This is a genomic window from Nonomuraea coxensis DSM 45129, assembly GCF_019397265.1.
Classification (GTDB): domain Bacteria; phylum Actinomycetota; class Actinomycetes; order Streptosporangiales; family Streptosporangiaceae; genus Nonomuraea; species Nonomuraea coxensis.
In genome coordinates, this window is sequence record NZ_CP068985.1 from 973,694 (window position 1) to 992,886 (window position 19,193).

Here is a 19,193-nt window from a genome sequence, read left to right on the forward strand (position 1 = left end):
GTAGACTTCGGAGGAAGATAAGCGGAGGAAGCACTCATGGCGGACAAGCCCACGAAAGGTCTCGCCGATGTCGTAGCCGCGTCCACAGCGCTGAGCGACATTGACGGAAAGGCCGGTCGCCTCTTCTATCGCGGATACGACATCCACGATCTGGCCGGCCGCGCCACGTTCGAGGAGGTCGCGCACCTGCTCCAGCGCGGCAGGCTGCCCGATCGCGCCGAGCTCGCCGGCTACGGCGAGGCCCTGGCGGCGGGCCGCGAGCCGGGCCCGCTGGCCGCGGCCAACATCGCGGAGATCGCCGGGAAGCAGAAGCCCATGGAGGCGCTGCGCTCGCTGGTGTCGCTGGCGGCCGCCGACGACCCGGACAAGGACTCGATCGCGCCCGAGGCCAACCTGCGCAAGGCCGCCCGCCTGACCGCCCAGCAGCCCGTGCTCGTCGCGCGCTACCACGCCGCCCGCACCGGGGGCAGCGTCCCCGACGCCGACCCCGAGCTGAGCATCGCGGCCAACTTCCTGCTCCAGGTCACCGGCCGCAGGCCCGAGCCGCGCGCGGTCGAGATCTTCGACGAGTGCCTGGTGCTGCACGCCGACCACACCATGAACGCCTCCACGTTCGCCGCCCGGGTGTGCGCCGCGACGCTCTCGGACATGCACTCCGCCATCGTCGCCGCCATCGGCACCCTCAAGGGCCCGCTGCACGGAGGCGCGAACGAGCAGGTCATGAAGACGCTGGAGTCGATCCCCGCCGACGGCGTGGCGCGGGCCGTGCGCGACAAGCTGGCCGGCGGCGAGAAGATCATGGGCTTCGGGCACCGCGTCTACAAGACCGAGGACCCGCGCGCCACGCACCTGCGCAGGATGTCCGCCGAGCTGGCCGAGGCCGCCGGCGACGACACGTACTACCGGATGTCGAAGGAGATGGAGGAAGTCGTCTTCGAGGCCAAGGGCCTCTACCCGAACGTCGACTTCTACGCCGCCTCGGTCTACCACTACCTCGGCATCCCGACCGACCTGTTCACCCCGGTCTTCTCGATCAGCCGCATGTCGGGCTGGACGGCACACGTCATCGAGCAGCACGCCGACAACCGCCTCATCCGCCCTGACAGCGAGTACATCGGTGAGACCGACCAGAAGTGGAAGCCGATAGACGAGCGTTGAGCGCCGACAGAAGTACCGAACGTGAGAGCTGGGGGCCGTACCCGCTGATTCTGGCGGGTGCGGCCGTCGGGGTGTCCGTGGCCTTCCTCGTGGACCCGCGCTGGGGCGGGTTCGCGCTCGGGGCCGTCATCATGGTCGCCGCCGCGCTGCGGTTCGCCGGCTACGCCGGCCAGCTCGCGATCAGGAGCAGGAGCACCGACGTCACCACGCTGGCCGTCTTCGGCTTCGTGCTGGTGCTGACCTCGTTGTTGCTGGACGACGACCAGCTGAAGGCGATGATCCTGTCCCTTTTCGCCCGATGACCTGGCCGTCCGATAGCCTCAACGCATCAATTCATCGAAGGGGAACCATTCGCATGCCCAAGATCAAGGTGGAGGGTCCGGTCGTCGAGCTTGACGGCGACGAGATGACCCGGATCATCTGGCAGTTCATCAAGGACCAGCTGATCCTTCCCTACCTCGACGTCGACCTGAAGTACTACGACCTCGGCATCGAGCACCGCGACGCGACGGACGACCAGGTCACCATCGACGCCGCCAACGCCATCAAGAAGTACGGCGTCGGCGTGAAGTGCGCCACCATCACCCCGGACGAGGCGCGGGTCGAGGAGTTCGGTCTCAAGAAGATGTGGAAGTCCCCCAACGGGACCATCCGCAACATCCTCGGCGGCGTCATCTTCCGCGAGCCGATCATCATGTCGAACGTGCCGCGACTGGTGCCGGGCTGGACCAAGCCGATCGTGGTCGGCCGTCACGCCTTCGGCGACCAGTACCGCGCGACGGACCTGAAGATCCCGGGCGAGGGCACGCTGACGCTGACGTACACGCCGAAGGACGGCTCCGAGCCGATCGAGCTCGACGTCTACGACTTCCCCGGCGCCGGCGTGGCGATGGCGATGTACAACCTGGACGAGTCGATCCGCGACTTCGCCCGCGCCTCCATGCGTTACGGCCTCAACCGCAACTACCCGGTCTACCTGTCGACGAAGAACACGATCCTCAAGGCGTACGACGGCCGCTTCAAGGACATCTTCGCCGAGGTCTACGAGACCGAGTTCAAGGCCGAGTTCGAGAAGGCCGGCCTGACCTACGAGCACCGCCTCATCGACGACATGGTCGCCGCGGCGCTCAAGTGGGAGGGCGGCTACGTCTGGGCGGCCAAGAACTACGACGGCGACGTGCAGTCCGACACGGTCGCGCAGGGCTTCGGCTCGCTCGGCCTGATGACCTCGGTGCTGATGACCCCCGACGGCCGCACGGTCGAGGCCGAGGCCGCGCACGGCACGGTGACCCGCCACTACCGCCAGCACCAGCAGGGCAAGCCGACCTCCACCAACCCGATCGCCTCGATCTTCGCGTGGACGCGCGGCCTGGCCCACCGCGGCAAGCTGGACAACACCCCCGCCGTCACCGAGTTCGCGAACACGCTGGAGCAGGTCTGCGTCGAGACCGTCGAGGGCGGCCAGATGACCAAGGACCTGGCGCTCCTGATCGGCGGCGACGCCGCGTGGCTGACCACCCAGGACTTCCTGGGCGCGCTGGACGAGAACCTCAAGAAGAAGATGGGCTGAGCGCCCGCCACCCCGAGACGGAACGGCCTCCACCCCGCGGCGTGCCCGCCGGGCGGAGGCCGTTCCGCGTCCTCCGCAAAACCTTTCCCTCTTATCCCTATATGTGCCTGTAAATCGCTTTATGTCCGTTCGGGAGGGGCACCCCAGCACGGGAAGGGCACTGCGTCAGGAAGGGGTCCTCGATGACCTGTCACCACGCGCGCCACGTCACCGGCTGGGTCGGCTGGATCTGGTTCGGCGGCATGCTGATGATCCTCGCCGGGCTGTTCAACATCATCACCGGCTTCGCGGCCGTCATCGCCAGCCGGGTCTACGTGGCCACGCCCGCCCGGCTGCTGGTCTTCGACGTCACCACGTGGGGCTGGGTGCACGTGGTCCTCGGCGTGCTCGTCCTCGTCACGGGCGTCGCGGTCACCGCCGGGCAGACCTGGGCCAGGGTGGTCGGCGTCATCCTGGTGATGCTCAACGCGCTCACGCAGCTCACCTGGATCGCCGTCAACCCCTGGTGGTCGCTCGCCGTCATCGCGGTGGACGTACTCGTCATGTACGCCCTCATCGTCCACGGCCGGGAGGCGAGCCTGGACTGATCCGGCCTTGCCCAGGTCTTGACGGTCGCCCGGCGTGGCACAGTTGATCAGCTGGGTAAGAGCCCTCTCGTAACAGTCGTGCGCGTCTCGGGGGGTTCGAATGCGACTGCGTTTTCTGGGGGCATTGGGGGTGCTTGCCGCCGCGACGATCCTGACGACGGGGTGCGACTCGCAGCCCGCCGACACCGTCAAGATGGCGGACGGCAAGGCCGACGCCGCGGCCAAGGCCAAGGCGGAGCTGGCTGCCAAGGTCAAGCGCGCCGCCGCCGTCAAGGCCAACGAGCTGGGCCAGATCCCGGTGCTGATGTTCCACCGCATCGTGGAGAAACCGGCCACGACCGACGACCGCTCGCCCGCGCAGTTCCGCAGGGACCTGGAACGGCTGGTCAAGGAGAACTACGTGCCCATCACGGCCGCCGAGATGGCGGCCGGCAAGATCGACATCCCGGCCGGCAAGCACCCGGTGGTGCTGACCTTCGACGACTCCTCGCCCTCGCAGCTCACGCTCAACGAGGTGGGCGTCCCCCAGAAGGACACCGCCGTCGCGATCCTCAAGGAGGTGGCGGCCAAGCACCCGGGCTTCCGCCCGGTCGCCACCATGTACGTCACCCGCGACATGTTCGGCAAGACCGTGCGCGAGGAGCAGGCGCAGACGCTGCAGTGGCTCAAGGACAACGGCTTCGACATCGGCAACCACACCCGCGACCACCTCAACCTGCGCGGCCGCTCGCAGAAGGAGGTCGAGGAGCAGATCGGCACGATCGGCAGGCAGATCACGTCGCTGTCGGCCGTCAAGCCCACCACGATCGCGCTGCCGTACGGCAACCAGCCGAAGAACAAGAACTGGGCGCTGCGCGGCCAGGGCTACCACCACGACGGCGCGTTCCTGGCCGGCTACACGCCCGCGCCGGCGCCGTTCAGCAAGGCGTTCGACCCGGGCGGCATCCCGCGGATCAAGGTCATGGAGAAGAAGGGCGACTGCTCCCAGTTCTGCTCGGAGGCGTGGCTGGACTGGCTCAACAAGAACCCGGACATGCGTTACGTCTCGGACGGCGATCCGCGGACGGTCGCGTACCCGAAGTTCAAGAACCCGTACCTGCGCAAGACGTTCACCACGTGGGCGCTGCCCTACTGACGCTCACGCGCGGGTCGTGAACGAGATGCCCGCGCGCACCAGCCGGTCGATCAGCGCCCGGCCCATCGCCGAGGCGGTGGTGAGCTGGCCCGCCCGGTCCGGCAGGTCGTCGAAGGCCAGGCACAGCGCCGACTCGCCGAGCATCTTCGCGGTCTCGCCGTAGCCGGGGTCGCCGCCCGCGACCTCGGTGATCACCCGCTCGCCGCCGCCCTCGCCCAGGAACGTGACCCGGAACCAGCTCTTCGCCCGCTGCTCCGGCGACGGCCCCTGGCCCGGCCGCAGGCGGGCGCGGAGCAGGTCGCGGGCCGGCGGGAGCGCCGCGGCCGCCACCAGCGCCCCCGCGCCCGCCGCGACCGCGAGGGCCTGGGGGAGGGTGCGGACCGCGAAGTGCTGGCGGTAGGTGAAGTCGGGGCCGTAGCGGTCGAGCAGGCGGGCCGAGCGGCCCACGATCATGGGGTCGAGGGTGGGCATCGGCAGCGCCCAGCCGCCCACGTAGCGCACCCCGCCCGCCCTGGAGCTGATCCTGCGGCCCTTGGGGCGGGGCTCGGCGGCGCGGCGCTGTGCGGCGGCCTCAGCGGCCTGGCGGGCCCGTCCCGCGACGGTGAGCACGGTCGACAGCGTGCCGCCGGACAGCCGGCCGTTCCCCCGCAGGAACCCGCTGACGGTGAGCGGGACGTTCTCGGGAAGCTGCTCGACGGTGTGCAGCACGCCGAGGTCCCACGGGATCGAGTCGAAGCCGCAGGCGTGCACGAGCTTGGCGCCGGTCCGGGCGGCCAGGTCGTGGTGGCGCAGGTAGGTCCGGTCCACGAACTCGGGCTCGCCGGTCAGGTCGAGGTAGTGGGTGCCCGCTTCGGCGCAGGCGGCCACCAGCGGTTCGCCGTGGGTGATGTACGGGCCGACCGTGGTGGCGAGCACCCTCGTGCCGGCCGCCAGGTCGGCGAGCGCGGCCCGGTCGGTCGCGTCGGCCCGCAGGATCGGCACGTCGAGCCCCAGCCGTTCGAGCTTGGCGGGATCGCGGCCGGCCAGCGCCCAGCGCGTGCCGGGCGGCGCGGCGGCGGCGAGGTAGGCGGCGGTCAGCGCGCCGGTGAAGCCGCTCGCCCCGAAGAGCACGATGTCGTAGGGACGGTTCATGATCCTGAGCCTCTCCGCCGAATCGCGCCCGCGCAAGGGCTTGCGTTACTCGGCAAATTGCCAGTTTTGGTGACAAAGTGTGGCGAACCGTGACGTCACGAACGGTTAACGGATCCCTGTGAAGTAGCTGAGCGTCGTAAAGTTTGCCTCGTTGGGATCGAGTAAACGTGGGGACAGACGAATGCCGCAGATCGCGCCACTGGTGGCTGGTGATCCCCCGCACCTGGGATCATTCCGGCTGTCCGGACGCATCGGCGAAGGCGGTCAGGGCATCGTTTACCTCGGTGTCAACGACGAGGGCGAGCGCGCCGCCATCAAGCTGCTGCACGTGAAATTCTCCGGCGACACCATCGCCCGCTCTCGTTTCGCCCGCGAGCTCAAGGCGGCGCAGCGGGTGGCGTCGTTCTGCACGGCGCGGGTGATGGAGGCCGACCTCGACGGCGACACGCCGTACATCGCGAGCGAGTACATCGAGGGCCGCTCGCTGAGGGAGCTGATCGAGACCGACGGTCCGCTGAGCGGCACCCCGCTCGACCGGCTCGCGATCGGCACCGCCACCGCGCTCACCGCCATCCACCACGCGCACATCGTCCACCGCGACTTCAAGCCCGACAACGTGCTGATCGCCGCCGACGGGCCGCGCGTGGTCGACTTCGGCATCGCCCGCATCATCGACTCCACCGGCACGATCACCAGCCGGGCCATCGGCACGCCCGCCTACATGGCCCCCGAGCAGATCGCCGGCGACGAGATCGGCCCCTACACCGACGTCTTCTCGTGGGGCGCGACGATCACCTTCGCCGCGACCGGCACGACGGTCTTCGAGGGCAAGTCCATCGCTACCGTGCTCAACCGCATCCTCAACCACGAGGTCGACGTCGCCATGCTGCCGGAGCCGCTGCGCGGCGTGGTGGCGGGGGCGCTGGCCAAGGCGCCCGCCGAGCGGCCCTCCGCCGACCAGATCCTGCTGCGGCTGCTCGGGCAGTCCACCGGCGTGGGGGCCTCCACCGCCGTGCTCACGCGCGGCGTGCAGGTCGCGGGCGACGACACCACGCCGTTCAGCCGGGTCAACGCCAAGTCCGTCACCGACCTGCCCGCCCACCGGGGCGCCGGTTCCCTGGTGCCGGCCGAGCACGGCCCGCCCGCCCAGGGGCAGCGCGGCGCCGCCGCCCAGGAGGCGCGCGGCGCCACCGGGCAGGGGACGTACGAGGGCCAGGCGGCGGCGCTGACCACCCCGCCCGTCCGGCGGGCCGGCGACGGCGGCCGGGCCGGAGACGCGGGGCAGCCGCCCTATCCCGTGCCCACCGAGCCGTCGGCGCCCGCGCGGCGCCGTCCCCGGTGGCGGCTGTGGGCGGCCTTCGCCGGCGTGCTCGTGCTGGTCGCCGGGGCCGCGATGGTCGCCGCGATGAACGGCTGGCCCCTCGCCTTCCGCGAGCAGCGCGTCCAGCCGACCACGCCCTCGGAGCCGTCGTTCGCCTCGGTGGTGGACAAGGTCGCCACCACCGGGAAGATCGTCATCGGCGTCAAGGGCGACCTGCCGGGCGTCGGGCTGCAGAACGGCGAGGCGTTCGAGGGCTTCGACATCGAGCTGGCCCGCCGCATCGCGACCGGCCTCGGGGCCAGGGAGACGAAGCTCGTCAGGGTCAGCAGGGACGACCGGCCCGCCGGGCTGGCGGAGGGCACGCTCGACCTGGTCGTGGCGACATACGTGATCGACGGCCGCACCGCGTTCGCCGGCCCCTACTACCTGGCGCACCGCGACGTCCTCGTCCGCGCGGGCAGCGGCGTCGAGGAGCTCGGCGACCTCGCGGGCAAGCGGGTGTGCGCCCCCAGCAGCCCGTCCGTCGGCGAGGTCCAGGACCGCGTGAAGGTCAAGCCCGTGCTCGCCGGCAACTACGCCGAGTGCATGGACCTCCTGCGCGCCGGCAAGGTCGAGGCCGTTCCCGGCGAGGACGTGATCCTGGCCGGCTTCGCCAACCGCGAGCCGCTGCGCTACAAGATCCTCGGCGCCAAGCTCAGCAACGAGCGCTACGGCGTCGGCGTCCGCCCCGGCGACGCGGCCACCTGCAAGGCGGTCAACGGCATCATCGCCGACCTCTACCGCAGCGGCGCCATGAAGGGCCTCCTCGACCAGTATTTCGGCAAGGTCGACTTCAAACCCGAGCTACGGCAGCCCGCGATGGAAACCTGCGAATGACGAGCAGGTAACATCCCCAACGTCCGACATTCTGCTGCGAGTTAGGGGAAAGGCCATGGCGTCGTCAGCCACTGCGCCCGTCAAGGTGACCGTCACCGGAGCCGCCGGCCAGATCGGCTACGCACTGCTGTTCCGCATCGCCTCGGGTCAGCTTCTCGGCGCCGACGTGCCGGTCAAGCTCAGCCTGCTGGAGATCCCGGCCGCCGTGAAGGCCGCCGAGGGCACCGCGATGGAGCTGGACGACTGTGCGTTCCCGCTGCTGTCCGGCATCGAGATCAGCGACAGCCCCGACGTCGCGTTCGACGGCGCCAACGTCGCGCTGCTGGTCGGCGCCATGCCGCGCAAGGCCGGCATGGAGCGCGGCGACCTGCTCGGCGCGAACGGCGGCATCTTCGGCCCGCAGGGCAAGGCGATCAACGACCACGCCGCCGACGACATCCGCGTCCTGGTCGTGGGCAACCCGGCCAACACCAACGCGCTCATCGCGCAGCAGCACGCCCCCGACGTGCCGGCCGAGCGCTTCACGGCGATGACCCGCCTCGACCACAACCGCGCGCTCTCGCAGCTCGCGGCCAAGCTGCAGGTGCCGGTCACCGAGATCAAGAAGATGACGATCTGGGGCAACCACTCGGCCACCCAGTACCCCGACCTGTTCCACGCCGAGGTCGGCGGCAAGGTCGCGGCCGAGCAGGTCGACCACGAGTGGCTGAAGGACACCTTCATCCCGACCGTCGCCAAGCGCGGCGCGGCCATCATCGACGCCCGTGGCGCCTCCTCGGCGGCCTCGGCCGCCAACGCCGCCATCGACCACGTCCACGACTGGGTCAACGGCACCGAGTGGACCTCCGCCGCGGTCGTCTCCGACGGCTCGTACGGCGTGCCCGAGGGCCTCATCTCCTCGTTCCCGGTCCGCGCGGCCGGCGGGAAGTTCGAGATCATCCAGGGCCTGGAGATCGACGCCTTCTCCCGCGAGCGCATCGACGCCAGCGTGCGCGAGCTGGAGGAGGAGCGCACCGCGGTCAAGGAGCTCGGCCTCATCTGAGCCCCCGCCTTCGCCGGACGCCCCCAGCCGACCATCGGCGGGGGCGTCCGCGTGTCCGGCTCACTCGCCGTCCGTGCCGTCGCTCTGCGCGGGACAGGTCGCCTGCGGGCCGGGATGGGTCACCTTCGGGGTGGCGAACACCACTCCTCCGGCGGCGAGCAGGCTGCCTGCCACGATGAGAGCGCCAAAGATCGGTTTCGTGACCCTTGGTGAAATGCTCTTCACGTTTCGGTACTACAGCACATATAGCGCCGCCGTATGGCTCATTTGCCGGAAAGCGCCTCCCAGGCGTCGGAGACGATGTCGTGCAGCGACGGCAGGGCGGCCTTCCACCCCAGCTCACGCTGGATCTTCGCGGACGAGGCGACCAGCACGGCGGGATCGCCGGGCCGCCGCTCGCCGAAGACCGCCGGGATCTCGTGCCCGGTGACCTCGCGGCAGACCGAGATCACCTCCTGCACGCTGAAGCCGGAGCCGCTGCCCAGGTTGTAGATCCTGTGCTCGCCGGGCGTGAGCGCGTCCAGCGCCAGCAGGTGCGCCCGCGCCAGGTCGGCGACGTGGACGTAGTCGCGGACGCAGGTGCCGTCCGGGGTCGGGTAGTCGGCGCCGAACACGCTGACCGAGTCGCGCTCGCCGGTGGCGACCTTGAGCACGTTCGGGATGAGGTGGGTCTCGATCGCGTGGCGCTCGCGGAAACGGCCGTAGGCGCCGGCCACGTTGAAGTAGCGCAGGCTCACGGCGGCCAGGCCGCGGACGCCGGCGAAGGCGGTCAGCGCCGTGTCCACCGCGAGCTTGGAGGCGCCGTAGGGGTTGGTCGGGCGCGTCGGGTCGCTCTCCTCGATCGGCGCGCGCTCCGGCTCGCCGTACGTCGCCGCCGTCGAGGAGAACACGATCCGGCCGACCCCCTTGTCCCGCATGGCCTCCAGCAGCGCGAGGGTGCCCCCGAGATTGTTGGCCCAGTAGAGCCCCGGCTTCTCCACCGACTCGCCGACCAGCGACTTGGCCGCGAAGTGGAGCACCGCGTCCACACCGTCGAGCGCGTCACCGGGCTCGGCGACGTCGGCCCGCACGAAGCGGGCGCCCTCGGGCACCGCGTCCCGGTGTCCGGTGGACAGGTCGTCGAGCACGGTCACCTCGTGCCCCGCCTCGACGAGCTGGGCCGCGACGACGCTGCCGACGTATCCCGCCCCGCCGGTGACCAGCAATCTCATGTGGACTCCTGTTCAAATATGTTTGATTTTGTAAGGCTTGCTGTTCAGCATACGCGGGAAAGCACCCGTATACGCTGCCAACCACCATGTTTGACACCGTCGCGGCCAACGTCGCCCTGGTCCTGCTGTTCATCCTGATCGGGGGCTTCTTCGCCGCCGCCGAGATCGCGATGGTCTCGCTGCGCGAGAGCCAGATCCGCAAGCTGTCCGGGCGTGGCCGCAGGGGCGAGCGCGTGGCCAAGCTCGCCCGCGACCCCAACCGGTTCCTCTCCGCCGTCCAGATCGGCGTCACCGTGGCCACCATGCTGTCGGCCGCGTTCGGCGCCGACCGGCTGGGCGCGCAGCTCACCCCCGTGCTGCAGAACTGGGGCGTGCCCGGAGGCTTCGCCCCCGTGCTCGGGCTGGTCCTGGTCACGCTGGCCATCTCGTACGTCTCCCTCGTGCTCGGCGAGCTGGCGCCCAAACGCCTGGCGCTTCAGCGAGCCGAAGGGCTCTCGCTGTTCGTGGCGCCCTTCCTCGACTGGGTCGCCCGCCTGTCCCGGCCGATCATCTGGATGCTGTCCAAGTCCACCGACGGCGTGGTGCGGCTGCTCGGCGGCAACCCGGAGGCCGACCGCGAGGAGGTCACCACCGAGGAGCTGCGCGACATGGTGGTCGGCCACCACGACCTGACCGCCGACGAGCGCAAGCTCATCGCCGAGGTCTTCGCCGCCGGCAAGCGGCAGCTCAGAGAGGTGATGCTGCCGCGCACCGAGGTCGAGTTCATGGAGGCCGACACGCCGCTCGCCGAGGCAGCCGCGCTCGCCGCCCGGATGCCGCACTCCCGCTTCCCCGTCTACCGCACCTCCTACGACGAGATCATCGGCTTCGTGCACGTACGCGACCTGCTCGACCCCGAGCTGTCCGGTCGCGTCGAGCCGATCAGCGCGCTGGTGCCGATCCGCCCCGCCAAGTTCGTGCCCGCCTCCAAGCGCCTGCTCAGCACGCTCAACGAGATGCGCGACGAGGGCCAGCACCTCGCCATCGTGGTCGACGAGTACGGCGGCACCGCCGGCATCATCACCATGGAGGACCTGGTCGAGGAGCTGATCGGCGACATCAGGGACGAGTACGACATCGAGGAGGACGTGGTCGTCCTGCCCGCCGGCGAGATCGAGATCGACGGCCTGACCAACCTCAACGACTTCGCCACCGAGACCGGCATCAGGCTGCCCGACGGCCCCTACGAGACGGTGGGCGGCTTCGTCATGGCCATGCTGGGCCACGTGGCGGCGCTCGGCGAGCGGGTCGAGGTGCCCGGCTTCGACCTGGAGGTCATCGAGCTGGACGGGCGGCGGATCGCCAGGGTGCGGGTGAAACGCCGTCCTGCCGTCGAGTCGCCGCCCGACCAGGATTCCTGACACAATTGCCTGCTATGGCCAGACCTCGTGTTCTCTCCGGCATCCAGCCCACCGCGGACTCCTTCCACCTGGGCAACTACCTGGGTGCGGTCCGTCAGTGGGTCACCATGCAGGAGACCCACGACGCCTTCTACTGCGTGGTCGATCTGCACGCGATCACCGTGCCGACCGAGCCCGCGGCGCTGCGCCGGCGCAGCCGCGTGGCCGCCGCGCAGCTCTTCGCCGCGGGCCTCGACCCCGAGCGGGCCACCGTCTTCGTGCAGTCGCACGTGCGCGAGCACACCGAGCTGGCCTGGATCCTCATCTGCCTCACCGGCATGGGCGAGGCGGGCAGGATGACGCAGTTCAAGGACAAGTCCGCCAAGTTCGGCGAGAGCGCGGCCAGCGTGGGGCTGTTCACCTACCCGATCCTCCAGGCGGCCGACATCCTCATCTACCAGGCCGACAAGGTGCCGGTGGGGGCCGACCAGAAGCAGCACCTGGAGCTGACCCGCGACCTCGGCCAGCGCTTCAACCACCGCTACGGCGACACCTTCACGCTGCCCGAGCCCTACATCCTCAAGGAGGTCGAGAAGATCACCGACCTCCAGGAGCCGACGGCGAAGATGTCGAAGTCGTCCTCCAGCCCGGCGGGCATCCTCGACGTCCTGGAGCAGCCGGGGCCGCTGCGCAAGAAGGTCATGCGGGCGGTCACCGACACCGGCACCGAGGTCCTGTTCGACGAGGACAACAAGCCGGGCATCTCCAACCTGCTGCGCATCCAGTCGGCGCTGACCGGCACGCCGATCCCCGACCTCGTCGCCCGCTACGCCGGGCAGGGCTACGGCACGTTCAAGAAGGACGTCGCGGAGGCCGTCGTCGAGACGTTCACGCCGATCCGCGAGCGCGCCGAGAAGCTGCTGTCCAACGAGTCGGAGCTCGACCGCATGCTCGCCGTCGGCGCCGAGCGCGCCGGGGCGGTCGCCAGGCAGACCATGGAGCAGGTCCGCGACCGGGTCGGTTTCCTGCCGAAGTTCTGACCCCGCGATCAGGGGCCGAGGCCGGCGGTGAGGTCCGTGGCGGCGGCGAGGTCGTCGGCCAGGGCCTCGCGCTCGGCCGCCGTCAGGTCCAGGGCGGCGACCTCGGCGAGCAGCGCGGCGGCCGCCTCCCGGTCGCCGGCGCGCACCCGCAGCTCGGCCAGGTAGACCAGGGCGGGCAGCCGCTGCGCGGCCGGCGCGTCCGCGTGCCTGGCGAGGCCCGTCTCCAGCACCTTGACGCCCGCCGCCACGTCGCCGCGGGCGTCGGCCTGGCGGGCGGCGGCGGCGACCACCCGCGCGAGCCGCCCCTCCTCCGGCTCGCCGGCGTCCTCCTTGCGGCGGCTGATCCGCACCCAGTTGCCGCCGGGGTCCACCACGACGAACCCGCCCGGCGTCCCCTGCACGCGCCGGGGCCGGGTCATCCGCGGGATCCCGGACACCGGCACCTTGCCGAACGCCGCCCGCAGCCCCGACGCGAACGCGGCGTGCAGCGCCCCCGTGTCCGGCACCACCACGACCACGCTGCCCATGGACTGCTCGGGGTCGAACTCGGGCACGCCGAAGAAGTGCAGCTCGACCCCGCCACGGCGGACGGCGGCGTACGGGTTGGGGCGCTCCTGGCGGTAGGTGACGTCGAAGCCGAGCGCGCGGTAGAAGGGCAGGACGTCGTCGAGCTGCCGGCAGGGCAGGAGGGGGATGACGGTTTCGGACATACAAAACATCGTACGCTGTTCGGAGTTTCGGTGGGAAGGAGCCCGTCATGGAGTACGCGGGCCGCGGCGACCCCGCGAAGACCATGGCCCTGCTCTGGGAAGGGCTGCCGGCCCCCCGGCGCGGGCCCCGGCAACGGCTGGAGCTGACCGCCGTCGTGGACGCCGCCGTCGCCGCGGCCGACCGGGCCGGGCCGGCCGCGCTGTCCATGCGGGCGCTGGCCCAGGAGCTCGGGATCGGCACGGCGTCGCTCTACACGTACGTGCCGGGCAAGGCCGAGCTGCTGGAGCTGATGGTCGACCGGGTGGTGGCGGGGCAGCCGCTGCCCGACGCCACCTCGGGCTGGCGGGCCGGGCTGCGCGGCGCCGCCGAGGCCGACCTGGCCGCCTACCGGGCCCACCCGTGGCTGCTGCAGGTGTCCACCTCGCGGACCGTCTTCGGCCCCCACGTCCTCGCCAGGTACGAGGCCACGCTGGCCCTGCTGCACGGGCACGGGCTGGCCGCCACGGACGTGGTGGGCTGTGTGGCGGCGGTGGACGCGTACACGCGGGGAGCGGCGGCGGCCGTGGTCGAGGCCGAGCAGGCGCCCGCGCAGACCGGCAGCAGCGACGACGAGTGGTGGGAGCGGCGGGCGCCGTTCCTGGAGGAGCGCATGAACGGCCGGTTCCCGCTGCTCGCCGCGCTGGAGGAGGCCGGGGCGTTCGGGGTGTCGGACACCGCGCTGCCGTACACGCTGCAGCGGGCCCTGGACCGCTTCTCCCTCGGTCTCGGCCTGGTGCTCGACGCGGTGGCCGGGCGGATCGCGGCGAGCGCGGGACGCGCGTCCTGACGTCAGGCTCTCCTGGCCTCCCGGTGGACGCGCAGGAGCGCGCGGAGGGCGGCCAGGCTCGGCCTGGTGAGGCGGAGGTCGCCGTGGGCGGCGGTCCAGCCGGAGCGGTGGCGTTCGAACGCCCAGCCGGGGAACTCCCGCGCGGCTTCCTCAAGCAGTCGTTCCATGACGAGGTCGGCACTTGGAGCTGTGGTCATGAACGCAGCGTCGCACCGGGACGCCGCTCCGTGACGAACTCGGGCGGAAGAACTCCCGGTTCGCCAGGACCGAACTGGGAGTTCGGTCAGCTCTGGATGCCGTGGCGCTCGGCGAGCCGGCGGACCTCCGGCGCCCACGACGGCCTGGCCCGCCGCGCGAGCGCCCGGACCATCTCCCTGAGCAGCAGCTTGTGGTCCAGCTCCTCGGGGCTCTCGCGCTCGATGCGCAGCAGGTGGAGCAGGCTCGCGGCGTCGTCGCCGAGGTCCTCGCAGGCGCGGGCGACCTCCCCGAGGTGGGTGGTGCGCCGCTCGATGGACGGGGTGGCGGAGAGGTCGATGTCGTCGGCGATGCGCAGCACGTCCTCGGGGCGGCCGGCGTCGTTCTCGATGCTGGCCGCGTGGATGGCGACGTTGGTGGGGCCGAAGAAGGCCAGGTCGTAGACGTCGGAGCGGTCGCGTACGCGCTCGGCGAGCCGGCTCGCGGTGCCGCGGAGGCGCTCGCGCGCCCGGTCGTCGTCGCCGGAGCGGGACTCGCCGATGGCGGCCAGCAGGTGCAGCGCGCCGAGCGCCTTGAGATGCCGGTCGTCGCCGTCGGGGACGTGCGGTTCGAGCAGCTCGATGCCCTGCCGGGCGACGTCGTAGGCGATCTGGTGCATGTCGTCGGACAACATCGACTGCCCGAGGCTCCAGTACGCCCACGCGATCGTCAGCGGGTCCTCCGACTCCTCGGCGAGGCGCATCGCCCGGTCGGCCGCGAGGTGCGCGAGGTCCACCCGCTGCAGGTGCTTGAGCACGCCCCTGGCCAGCAGGTAGGCGTCGGTGGCGACGCTGCGGGCGCGCGGCGTGCGTTCGGCGGCCAGGCTCTCGGCGTCGGTGACCAGGGACGGCAGCGCCGCCATGAGGATCGAGTAGCGCCGGGCCGAGGTGAACCAGGCGCTCCGCGCCGCCGCGACCCGCTCGGAGAGCTGGTCGGCGTCCGGCGGTTCGAGGTCGGGCGCGAGGGGCCGGCAGGTGAACATGGCCCGCTCGATGTCGCTGATCTGCGGCCTGCTGGGCTCGTGCGAGTCGCGGGGCGTCTCGCCGAGCAGCACGGCGGTGCGCACGCCGAGCACCTTGGCGATCTCGCGCAGGAGGGGGAGCGAGGGGGTGCGTTTGCCGTGCTCGATGAGCTCGATGTGCCGGGGGGTGCATCCGGACTGGGTGGCCAGCGCGGTGGTGCTCATGCCCCTTCGCTCGCGCTGGAGTCGGACCATCTGACCGGTGGTGATCTCGGTCATGGGCGTGGCGCCTCCTGGCTCTCTCGCAACTGCCCACAGGCTAGGGCTCCGGGGCCTCGCCCGCAGGGGTTTCGGCACAGCCGAAAAAAGGTGAGAGAGATTCGTGTCTGCCCAGGTCAGGAAGGCGAAAAGGGCTCGGGTTCAGCGGCGCGCGTGGTGCTCGTGGAGGCGGATCAGGAGGTCCGAAAACTGCTCGCGTTCGGCGGGCGTGAGCGGGGCCAGCAGCTCGTCCTGGAGGGACATGACGACCTCCTGGAGCCGGGCGAGGTGGTCGCGGCCCCGACCGGTGAGGCGGACGACGTTGCGGCGGCGGTCGGCGGGGTCGGGGGAGCGCTCGACGTGGCCGCGCTCGGACAGCTCGTTGACGACCGCGACCAGGTCGCTGCGGTGGATGCCGGTGCGCCGGCTCAGCTCGGCCTGGCTGGCGGCCCCGCCCTCGCGCAGCGCCATGAGCGCGGCGTAGTGCCACTTGCGGGCGTCCAGGCGGGCCAGGCCCTCGCTGACCATCCGGTCGGCCTGCATCGCGACCAGCGACAACGTACGGCTGGGCAGGGCGCGCAGGGCGGCCGGGGCCGGCTGCCCCGCCATGGGGTCGTGGTCCGTCATGGACAGAGCCTATTGCGTTGGTGACTCCAACGATTTATTGTTAGTCACACAAACGTTAGTCCGACGAACGGATTACCTCATGATGATCGACGTGCTCGACTCCTCCCTCTTCTACGAGGACTCCGGGGACGGCGTCCCCTTCGTCTTCCTGCACGGCAACCCGTCCTCCTCCCGCCAGTGGCGGGACGTGCTGCCCGGCGTGGCCGCGCCCGGCCGCCGCCTGCTCGCCCCCGACCTCGTCGGCATGGGCCGCTCGGGCAAGCCCGACCTGCCCTACCGTTTCGGCGACCACGCCCGCTACCTGGACGCCTGGTTCGACGCGCTCGGACTGGAGGACGTCGTGCTGGTCGGCCACGACTGGGGCGGCGCGCTCGCCTGCGACTGGGCGGCCCGGCATCCCGGACGGGTGCGGGGCGTGGCCCTCATGGAGGCGATCATCCGCGGGACGAGCCTGGACGAGCTGGGCGAGGGCCCACGCCGCCGCGCGGAGACCATCCGCGGCCCCGAGGGCGAGAAGCTGGTGCTCGACGGCGACTTCCTCATCCGCTCCGCCTACACCGGCGGGGTGCTGACGCCGCTGGGCGAGGAGGAGCTGCGGCCCTACCTGGAGCCCTACCCGACGCGCGAGAGCCGCCGGCCGCTGCTGGAGTGGGCGCGCTCGCTGCCGCTCGACGGGGAGCCCGCCGACGTGGCCGAGCGGGTGACCTCCTTCGGCACGTGGCTGGGGACCTCCGGGGAGGTGCCGAAGCTGCTGCTCACCTTCGACTCCTCGCCGACGCTGCTGATCACCCCGGCGGTCGCGGCGTGGTGTGCGGACAACGTCGCGGCGCTGGAGATCCTGCACGTCGGACCGGCCGGGCACCACGCCACCGAGGACAGGCCGGGCGAGATCGCCGCGGCGATCGCCGCCTGGGCCGCCCGCCACGGCCTCTGACGAGGGGGCCGTGCCTGTAGGCTCGCCGGTCGGCGGGCGTGTGGCGCGGCGAGCTGGGCAGTTGCTCCACCACAACCTGGTGAGGCCGGAGGCGTGGATGGCGAGTCTGTGGCGGCGCGTCGTGGCGGTCCGGGCCTGGGGGCGCCGGACGGTCGACCACTGGCGGGTGCGCAGGCTCTCGCTCGACCACCTCATCCGGGGCGTGCGGCGCTACCAGGGCCAGAACGGCGACCGGCTGGCGGGCGCGGTCACCTACTTCGCGTTCCTGTCGTTCTTCCCGCTGGTGGCGCTGGCGTACGCGGTGCTGGGCTACATGGTGGCCGCCAGCGAGACCACCAGGCAGGCCCTGGAGTCGGCCATCACCGAGCGGCTGCCCGGCATCGCCGACCAGCTCAACCTCAAGGCCATCGCCGAGGCCAAGGCGACCGCCGGCGTCATCGGCCTGCTCGGCCTCCTCTACGCCGGGCTCGGCGCGCTGGACGCCCTGCGCGGGGCGCTGCGCGAGATCTACATGACCACCCAGCCACCGCTCAACTTCTTCCTCGGCAAGCTGCGCGACCTGTCCTCGCTCCTGCTGATCGGGATCACCATGATCACGTCCGTGCTGGTCGGCGGGTTCGCCACCAGCGCGACCGACAAGGTCCTGCACCTCGTCTTCGGCAGCGAGTCCGCCCTGGCCACCTTGGGGCTGCGGGTGGCGGGCGTGGTCGCCGGGCTCGCCGCCGACTGGGCGCTGTTCGTCATCCTGCTCGGCTGGGTGGCCAAGCCGGTCCAGCCGTTCAAGGTGATCGCCAAGGGGGCGCTGATCGGCGCGATCGGGTTCGGCGTGCTCAAGCAGCTCGCCACGCTGCTGCTCGCCACGACGCTCGGCAACCCGGTCTACGGCGCGTTCGCGGTGATCGTGGGCCTGCTCGTCTGGATCAACTTCTCGGCCCGGCTCGTCCTGCACGTGGCCGCGTGGACGGCCACGGCCGGCTACTGCCCGCCGCCCGCGCCCACGCCGGTGCCCCAGCCGATCGTCCCGGACGACTCAGGGACGTGAGCCGGCGCGGCGCCGGCGGCGGATCCCGTACGCGAGCCAGACGATCCCGAACAGCAGCCCGCCGCCGATCACCGCCGCCCCGACGGCCTTGGTCTGGTCGGTCTGCTTCTGGGCGGCGGTGTCCAGCAGCGGCGGCTGCCGGGCGGGCGTCACCTGGGTGACCGGGCCGCCGGAGGCCCGCGCCTGCGGCGCGGCCGCCTGCGCCGCGGGCAGCGGGTCCACGAGCTGCCCGACCGGGGTCACCTTGCCCCGCACCGAGAAGCCCCAGTCCAGGAGCTGACCGACCTCCTCCCAGAAGTAACCCTCGTGGCGCATGACGCTCACCATGATGGTGTGGCCGCCGCGGGTGGCCGCGCCGACGAAGCTGCCGAGGGCCTTCGAGGTCCAGCCGTTCTTGACGCCGATCATGCCCTGGTAGCGCCAGAGCAGCTTGTTGTGGTTGCTGATCTGGTACGTCTTGCCCTTCGGGGCGGGGAAGTTCGCCGTCTTCGTGCTGATGTAGCGGAGGAAGTCGCGGTTGGCGAGACCGGCGCGGGCGATGAGCGCCAGGTCGTAGGCCGAGCTGCTCTGGCCGGGCTTGTCGAGGCCGCTCGGCGTCTTGGCGACGGTGTCGTTCGCCTGCAGCCGCTTCGCCTCCTCGTTCATCTCCCGCATGGTCTTGGCGAGGCCGCCGTTGACCTCGGCGAGTGCCATGGCCGCGTCGTTGCCCGAGGTCATCATCAGGCCCTTGAACAGGTCATCGACCCTGTACGTGGCCTTCGGCGTGAGCCCGACCGCGCTGCCCTCCTGGTTGCAGGCGTTCTGGCTGGGCCGGATCCTGAGGTTCTTGTCGAGCTTCGGGATCAGGGTGAGCGCGGTCAGCGTCTTCAGGGTGCTGGCGGGCAGGTAGCGCCCGTGGGCGTCCTTGGCGGCGAGCACCTGGCCCGTGTCCACGTCCGCTATGACGTACGACGTAGCCTTGGTCTTGGGCGGCTTCTTGACGCCCTCGGGGGCGACCAGGCCACGGCTGCCCAGCGCCGGGCCGCCCACGGGGGTGGCCGGGGCGGCGTACGCGGTCCCGCCGGTGAGCGAGACCGAGGTGACGAACGCCGTGATCAGTACGGTTTTGGTCCACATGGCGGGTCTCAGCGTAGCCCTGGATGAATGCCCA

General features: G+C 71.2%; 19 protein-coding genes. 12 read left to right on the forward strand and 7 right to left on the reverse strand.

Annotated features, from left to right (window positions below):
• Positions 1–36: 36 nt before the first annotated feature.
• The 5 genes from Nocox_RS05045 (at position 37) to Nocox_RS05065 (ending at position 4,450) form a co-directional block, all read left to right on the forward strand.
• Positions 37–1,158, forward strand: a complete 1,122-nt coding sequence (locus tag Nocox_RS05045) for a citrate/2-methylcitrate synthase (protein ID WP_020543671.1) — start codon at positions 37–39, stop codon at positions 1,156–1,158.
• Positions 1,155–1,460 (forward strand): DUF3017 domain-containing protein, encoded by a 306-nt coding sequence (locus tag Nocox_RS05050; RefSeq protein ID WP_157383107.1) that lies wholly within the window; start codon positions 1,155–1,157, stop codon positions 1,458–1,460. The genes Nocox_RS05045 and Nocox_RS05050 overlap by 4 nt, the downstream gene beginning before the upstream one ends.
• A gap of 53 nt (positions 1,461–1,513) precedes the next feature.
• Positions 1,514–2,728 carry an NADP-dependent isocitrate dehydrogenase gene (locus Nocox_RS05055; protein ID WP_020543673.1) on the forward strand — a complete coding sequence of 405 codons (1,215 nt, stop codon included), beginning with the start codon at positions 1,514–1,516 and terminating at the stop codon, positions 2,726–2,728.
• A gap of 182 nt (positions 2,729–2,910) precedes the next feature.
• Positions 2,911–3,315, forward strand: coding sequence for a DUF7144 family membrane protein (locus tag Nocox_RS05060; RefSeq protein WP_020543674.1), 405 nt, complete (start codon positions 2,911–2,913; stop codon positions 3,313–3,315).
• A gap of 100 nt (positions 3,316–3,415) precedes the next feature.
• Positions 3,416–4,450 carry a polysaccharide deacetylase family protein gene (locus tag Nocox_RS05065; protein WP_026214423.1) on the forward strand — a complete coding sequence of 345 codons (1,035 nt, stop codon included), beginning with the start codon at positions 3,416–3,418 and terminating at the stop codon, positions 4,448–4,450.
• 3 nt (positions 4,451–4,453) lie between these two features.
• Here Nocox_RS05065 and Nocox_RS05070 read toward each other — a convergent pair whose 3' ends face one another.
• Positions 4,454–5,581, reverse strand: coding sequence for a saccharopine dehydrogenase family protein (locus Nocox_RS05070; protein WP_020543676.1), 1,128 nt, complete (start codon positions 5,579–5,581; stop codon positions 4,454–4,456).
• A 181-nt stretch (positions 5,582–5,762) separates the two neighbouring features.
• On the opposite strand from Nocox_RS05070, the gene Nocox_RS05075 reads away from it, so the two are divergent.
• Positions 5,763–7,778, forward strand: coding sequence for a serine/threonine-protein kinase (locus tag Nocox_RS05075; RefSeq protein ID WP_051112579.1), 2,016 nt, complete (start codon positions 5,763–5,765; stop codon positions 7,776–7,778).
• 55 nt (positions 7,779–7,833) lie between these two features.
• Positions 7,834–8,820: a malate dehydrogenase gene (locus Nocox_RS05080; RefSeq protein ID WP_020543677.1), complete on the forward strand. Its 987-nt coding sequence runs from the start codon at positions 7,834–7,836 to the stop codon at positions 8,818–8,820.
• A gap of 263 nt (positions 8,821–9,083) precedes the next feature.
• On the opposite strand, the gene galE is transcribed toward Nocox_RS05080, so the two are convergent.
• Complete coding sequence (galE, locus tag Nocox_RS05085) at positions 9,084–10,031, reverse strand: UDP-glucose 4-epimerase GalE (protein WP_026214424.1); 948 nt, start codon at positions 10,029–10,031, stop codon at positions 9,084–9,086.
• A gap of 86 nt (positions 10,032–10,117) precedes the next feature.
• Between galE and Nocox_RS05090 the strand changes: the two genes are divergently transcribed.
• Together Nocox_RS05090 and trpS are read left to right on the forward strand one after the other, a co-directional pair.
• On the forward strand, positions 10,118–11,431 hold the full coding sequence (locus Nocox_RS05090; RefSeq protein WP_020543680.1) for a hemolysin family protein: 1,314 nt from the start codon (positions 10,118–10,120) through the stop codon (positions 11,429–11,431).
• A gap of 14 nt (positions 11,432–11,445) precedes the next feature.
• Positions 11,446–12,450 carry a tryptophan--tRNA ligase gene (gene trpS, locus Nocox_RS05095; protein WP_020543681.1) on the forward strand — a complete coding sequence of 335 codons (1,005 nt, stop codon included), beginning with the start codon at positions 11,446–11,448 and terminating at the stop codon, positions 12,448–12,450.
• Between the two features lie 8 nt (positions 12,451–12,458).
• Here trpS and Nocox_RS05100 read toward each other — a convergent pair whose 3' ends face one another.
• Positions 12,459–13,160, reverse strand: coding sequence for a VOC family protein (locus tag Nocox_RS05100; protein WP_020543682.1), 702 nt, complete (start codon positions 13,158–13,160; stop codon positions 12,459–12,461).
• A 47-nt stretch (positions 13,161–13,207) separates the two neighbouring features.
• On the opposite strand from Nocox_RS05100, the gene Nocox_RS05105 reads away from it, so the two are divergent.
• A complete protein-coding gene (locus Nocox_RS05105; RefSeq protein ID WP_020543683.1) occupies positions 13,208–13,987 on the forward strand; it encodes a TetR/AcrR family transcriptional regulator C-terminal domain-containing protein in 780 nt (259 codons plus the stop codon).
• Between the two features lie 2 nt (positions 13,988–13,989).
• On the opposite strand, the gene Nocox_RS05110 is transcribed toward Nocox_RS05105, so the two are convergent.
• The 3 genes from Nocox_RS05110 to Nocox_RS05120 all read right to left on the reverse strand — a co-directional run bounded on the left by Nocox_RS05110 (position 13,990) and on the right by Nocox_RS05120 (position 16,067).
• On the reverse strand, positions 13,990–14,184 hold the full coding sequence (locus tag Nocox_RS05110) for a hypothetical protein (RefSeq protein WP_157383108.1): 195 nt from the start codon (positions 14,182–14,184) through the stop codon (positions 13,990–13,992).
• Positions 14,185–14,270: 86 nt separating this feature from the next.
• Entirely contained in the window at positions 14,271–15,461 is a 1,191-nt protein-coding gene (locus Nocox_RS05115; protein WP_020543685.1) for a helix-turn-helix domain-containing protein, read from the reverse strand.
• 141 nt (positions 15,462–15,602) lie between these two features.
• Complete coding sequence (locus Nocox_RS05120; protein ID WP_020543686.1) at positions 15,603–16,067, reverse strand: MarR family winged helix-turn-helix transcriptional regulator; 465 nt, start codon at positions 16,065–16,067, stop codon at positions 15,603–15,605.
• Between the two features lie 79 nt (positions 16,068–16,146).
• On the opposite strand from Nocox_RS05120, the gene Nocox_RS05125 reads away from it, so the two are divergent.
• Together Nocox_RS05125 and Nocox_RS05130 are read left to right on the forward strand one after the other, a co-directional pair.
• Entirely contained in the window at positions 16,147–17,001 is an 855-nt protein-coding gene (locus Nocox_RS05125) for a haloalkane dehalogenase (protein WP_020543687.1), read from the forward strand.
• Between the two features lie 97 nt (positions 17,002–17,098).
• Positions 17,099–18,043, forward strand: coding sequence for a YihY/virulence factor BrkB family protein (locus Nocox_RS05130; RefSeq protein WP_033409314.1), 945 nt, complete (start codon positions 17,099–17,101; stop codon positions 18,041–18,043).
• Here the strand turns inward: Nocox_RS05130 and Nocox_RS05135 are convergent.
• Positions 18,032–19,159, reverse strand: a complete 1,128-nt coding sequence (locus tag Nocox_RS05135) for a D-alanyl-D-alanine carboxypeptidase family protein (RefSeq protein ID WP_020543689.1) — start codon at positions 19,157–19,159, stop codon at positions 18,032–18,034. The genes Nocox_RS05130 and Nocox_RS05135 overlap by 12 nt on opposite strands.
• Between the last annotated feature and the right edge of the window lie 34 nt (positions 19,160–19,193).

Excerpts from the sequence above, each read along its gene's own strand:
- Nocox_RS05060 (WP_020543674.1), top strand. The coding sequence starts at position 2,911 with ATGACCTGTCACCACGCGCGCCACGTCACCGGCTGGGTCGGCTGGATC.
- Nocox_RS05070 (WP_020543676.1), bottom strand. The coding sequence starts at position 5,581 with ATGAACCGTCCCTACGACATCGTGCTCTTCGGGGCGAGCGGCTTCACC.
- trpS (WP_020543681.1), top strand. The coding sequence starts at position 11,446 with ATGGCCAGACCTCGTGTTCTCTCCGGCATCCAGCCCACCGCGGACTCC.
- Nocox_RS05090 (WP_020543680.1), top strand. The coding sequence starts at position 10,118 with ATGTTTGACACCGTCGCGGCCAACGTCGCCCTGGTCCTGCTGTTCATC.
- Nocox_RS05075 (WP_051112579.1), top strand. The coding sequence starts at position 5,763 with ATGCCGCAGATCGCGCCACTGGTGGCTGGTGATCCCCCGCACCTGGGA.
- Nocox_RS05055 (WP_020543673.1), top strand. The coding sequence starts at position 1,514 with ATGCCCAAGATCAAGGTGGAGGGTCCGGTCGTCGAGCTTGACGGCGAC.
- Nocox_RS05120 (WP_020543686.1), bottom strand. The coding sequence starts at position 16,067 with ATGACGGACCACGACCCCATGGCGGGGCAGCCGGCCCCGGCCGCCCTG.
- Nocox_RS05105 (WP_020543683.1), top strand. The coding sequence starts at position 13,208 with ATGGAGTACGCGGGCCGCGGCGACCCCGCGAAGACCATGGCCCTGCTC.
- Nocox_RS05115 (WP_020543685.1), bottom strand. The coding sequence starts at position 15,461 with ATGACCGAGATCACCACCGGTCAGATGGTCCGACTCCAGCGCGAGCGA.
- Nocox_RS05080 (WP_020543677.1), top strand. The coding sequence starts at position 7,834 with ATGGCGTCGTCAGCCACTGCGCCCGTCAAGGTGACCGTCACCGGAGCC.
- Nocox_RS05045 (WP_020543671.1), top strand. The coding sequence starts at position 37 with ATGGCGGACAAGCCCACGAAAGGTCTCGCCGATGTCGTAGCCGCGTCC.
- galE (WP_026214424.1), bottom strand. The coding sequence starts at position 10,031 with ATGAGATTGCTGGTCACCGGCGGGGCGGGATACGTCGGCAGCGTCGTC.
- Nocox_RS05125 (WP_020543687.1), top strand. The coding sequence starts at position 16,147 with ATGATGATCGACGTGCTCGACTCCTCCCTCTTCTACGAGGACTCCGGG.
- Nocox_RS05065 (WP_026214423.1), top strand. The coding sequence starts at position 3,416 with ATGCGACTGCGTTTTCTGGGGGCATTGGGGGTGCTTGCCGCCGCGACG.
- Nocox_RS05130 (WP_033409314.1), top strand. The coding sequence starts at position 17,099 with ATGGCGAGTCTGTGGCGGCGCGTCGTGGCGGTCCGGGCCTGGGGGCGC.
- Nocox_RS05100 (WP_020543682.1), bottom strand. The coding sequence starts at position 13,160 with ATGTCCGAAACCGTCATCCCCCTCCTGCCCTGCCGGCAGCTCGACGAC.
- Nocox_RS05110 (WP_157383108.1), bottom strand. The coding sequence starts at position 14,184 with ATGACCACAGCTCCAAGTGCCGACCTCGTCATGGAACGACTGCTTGAG.
- Nocox_RS05135 (WP_020543689.1), bottom strand. The coding sequence starts at position 19,159 with ATGTGGACCAAAACCGTACTGATCACGGCGTTCGTCACCTCGGTCTCG.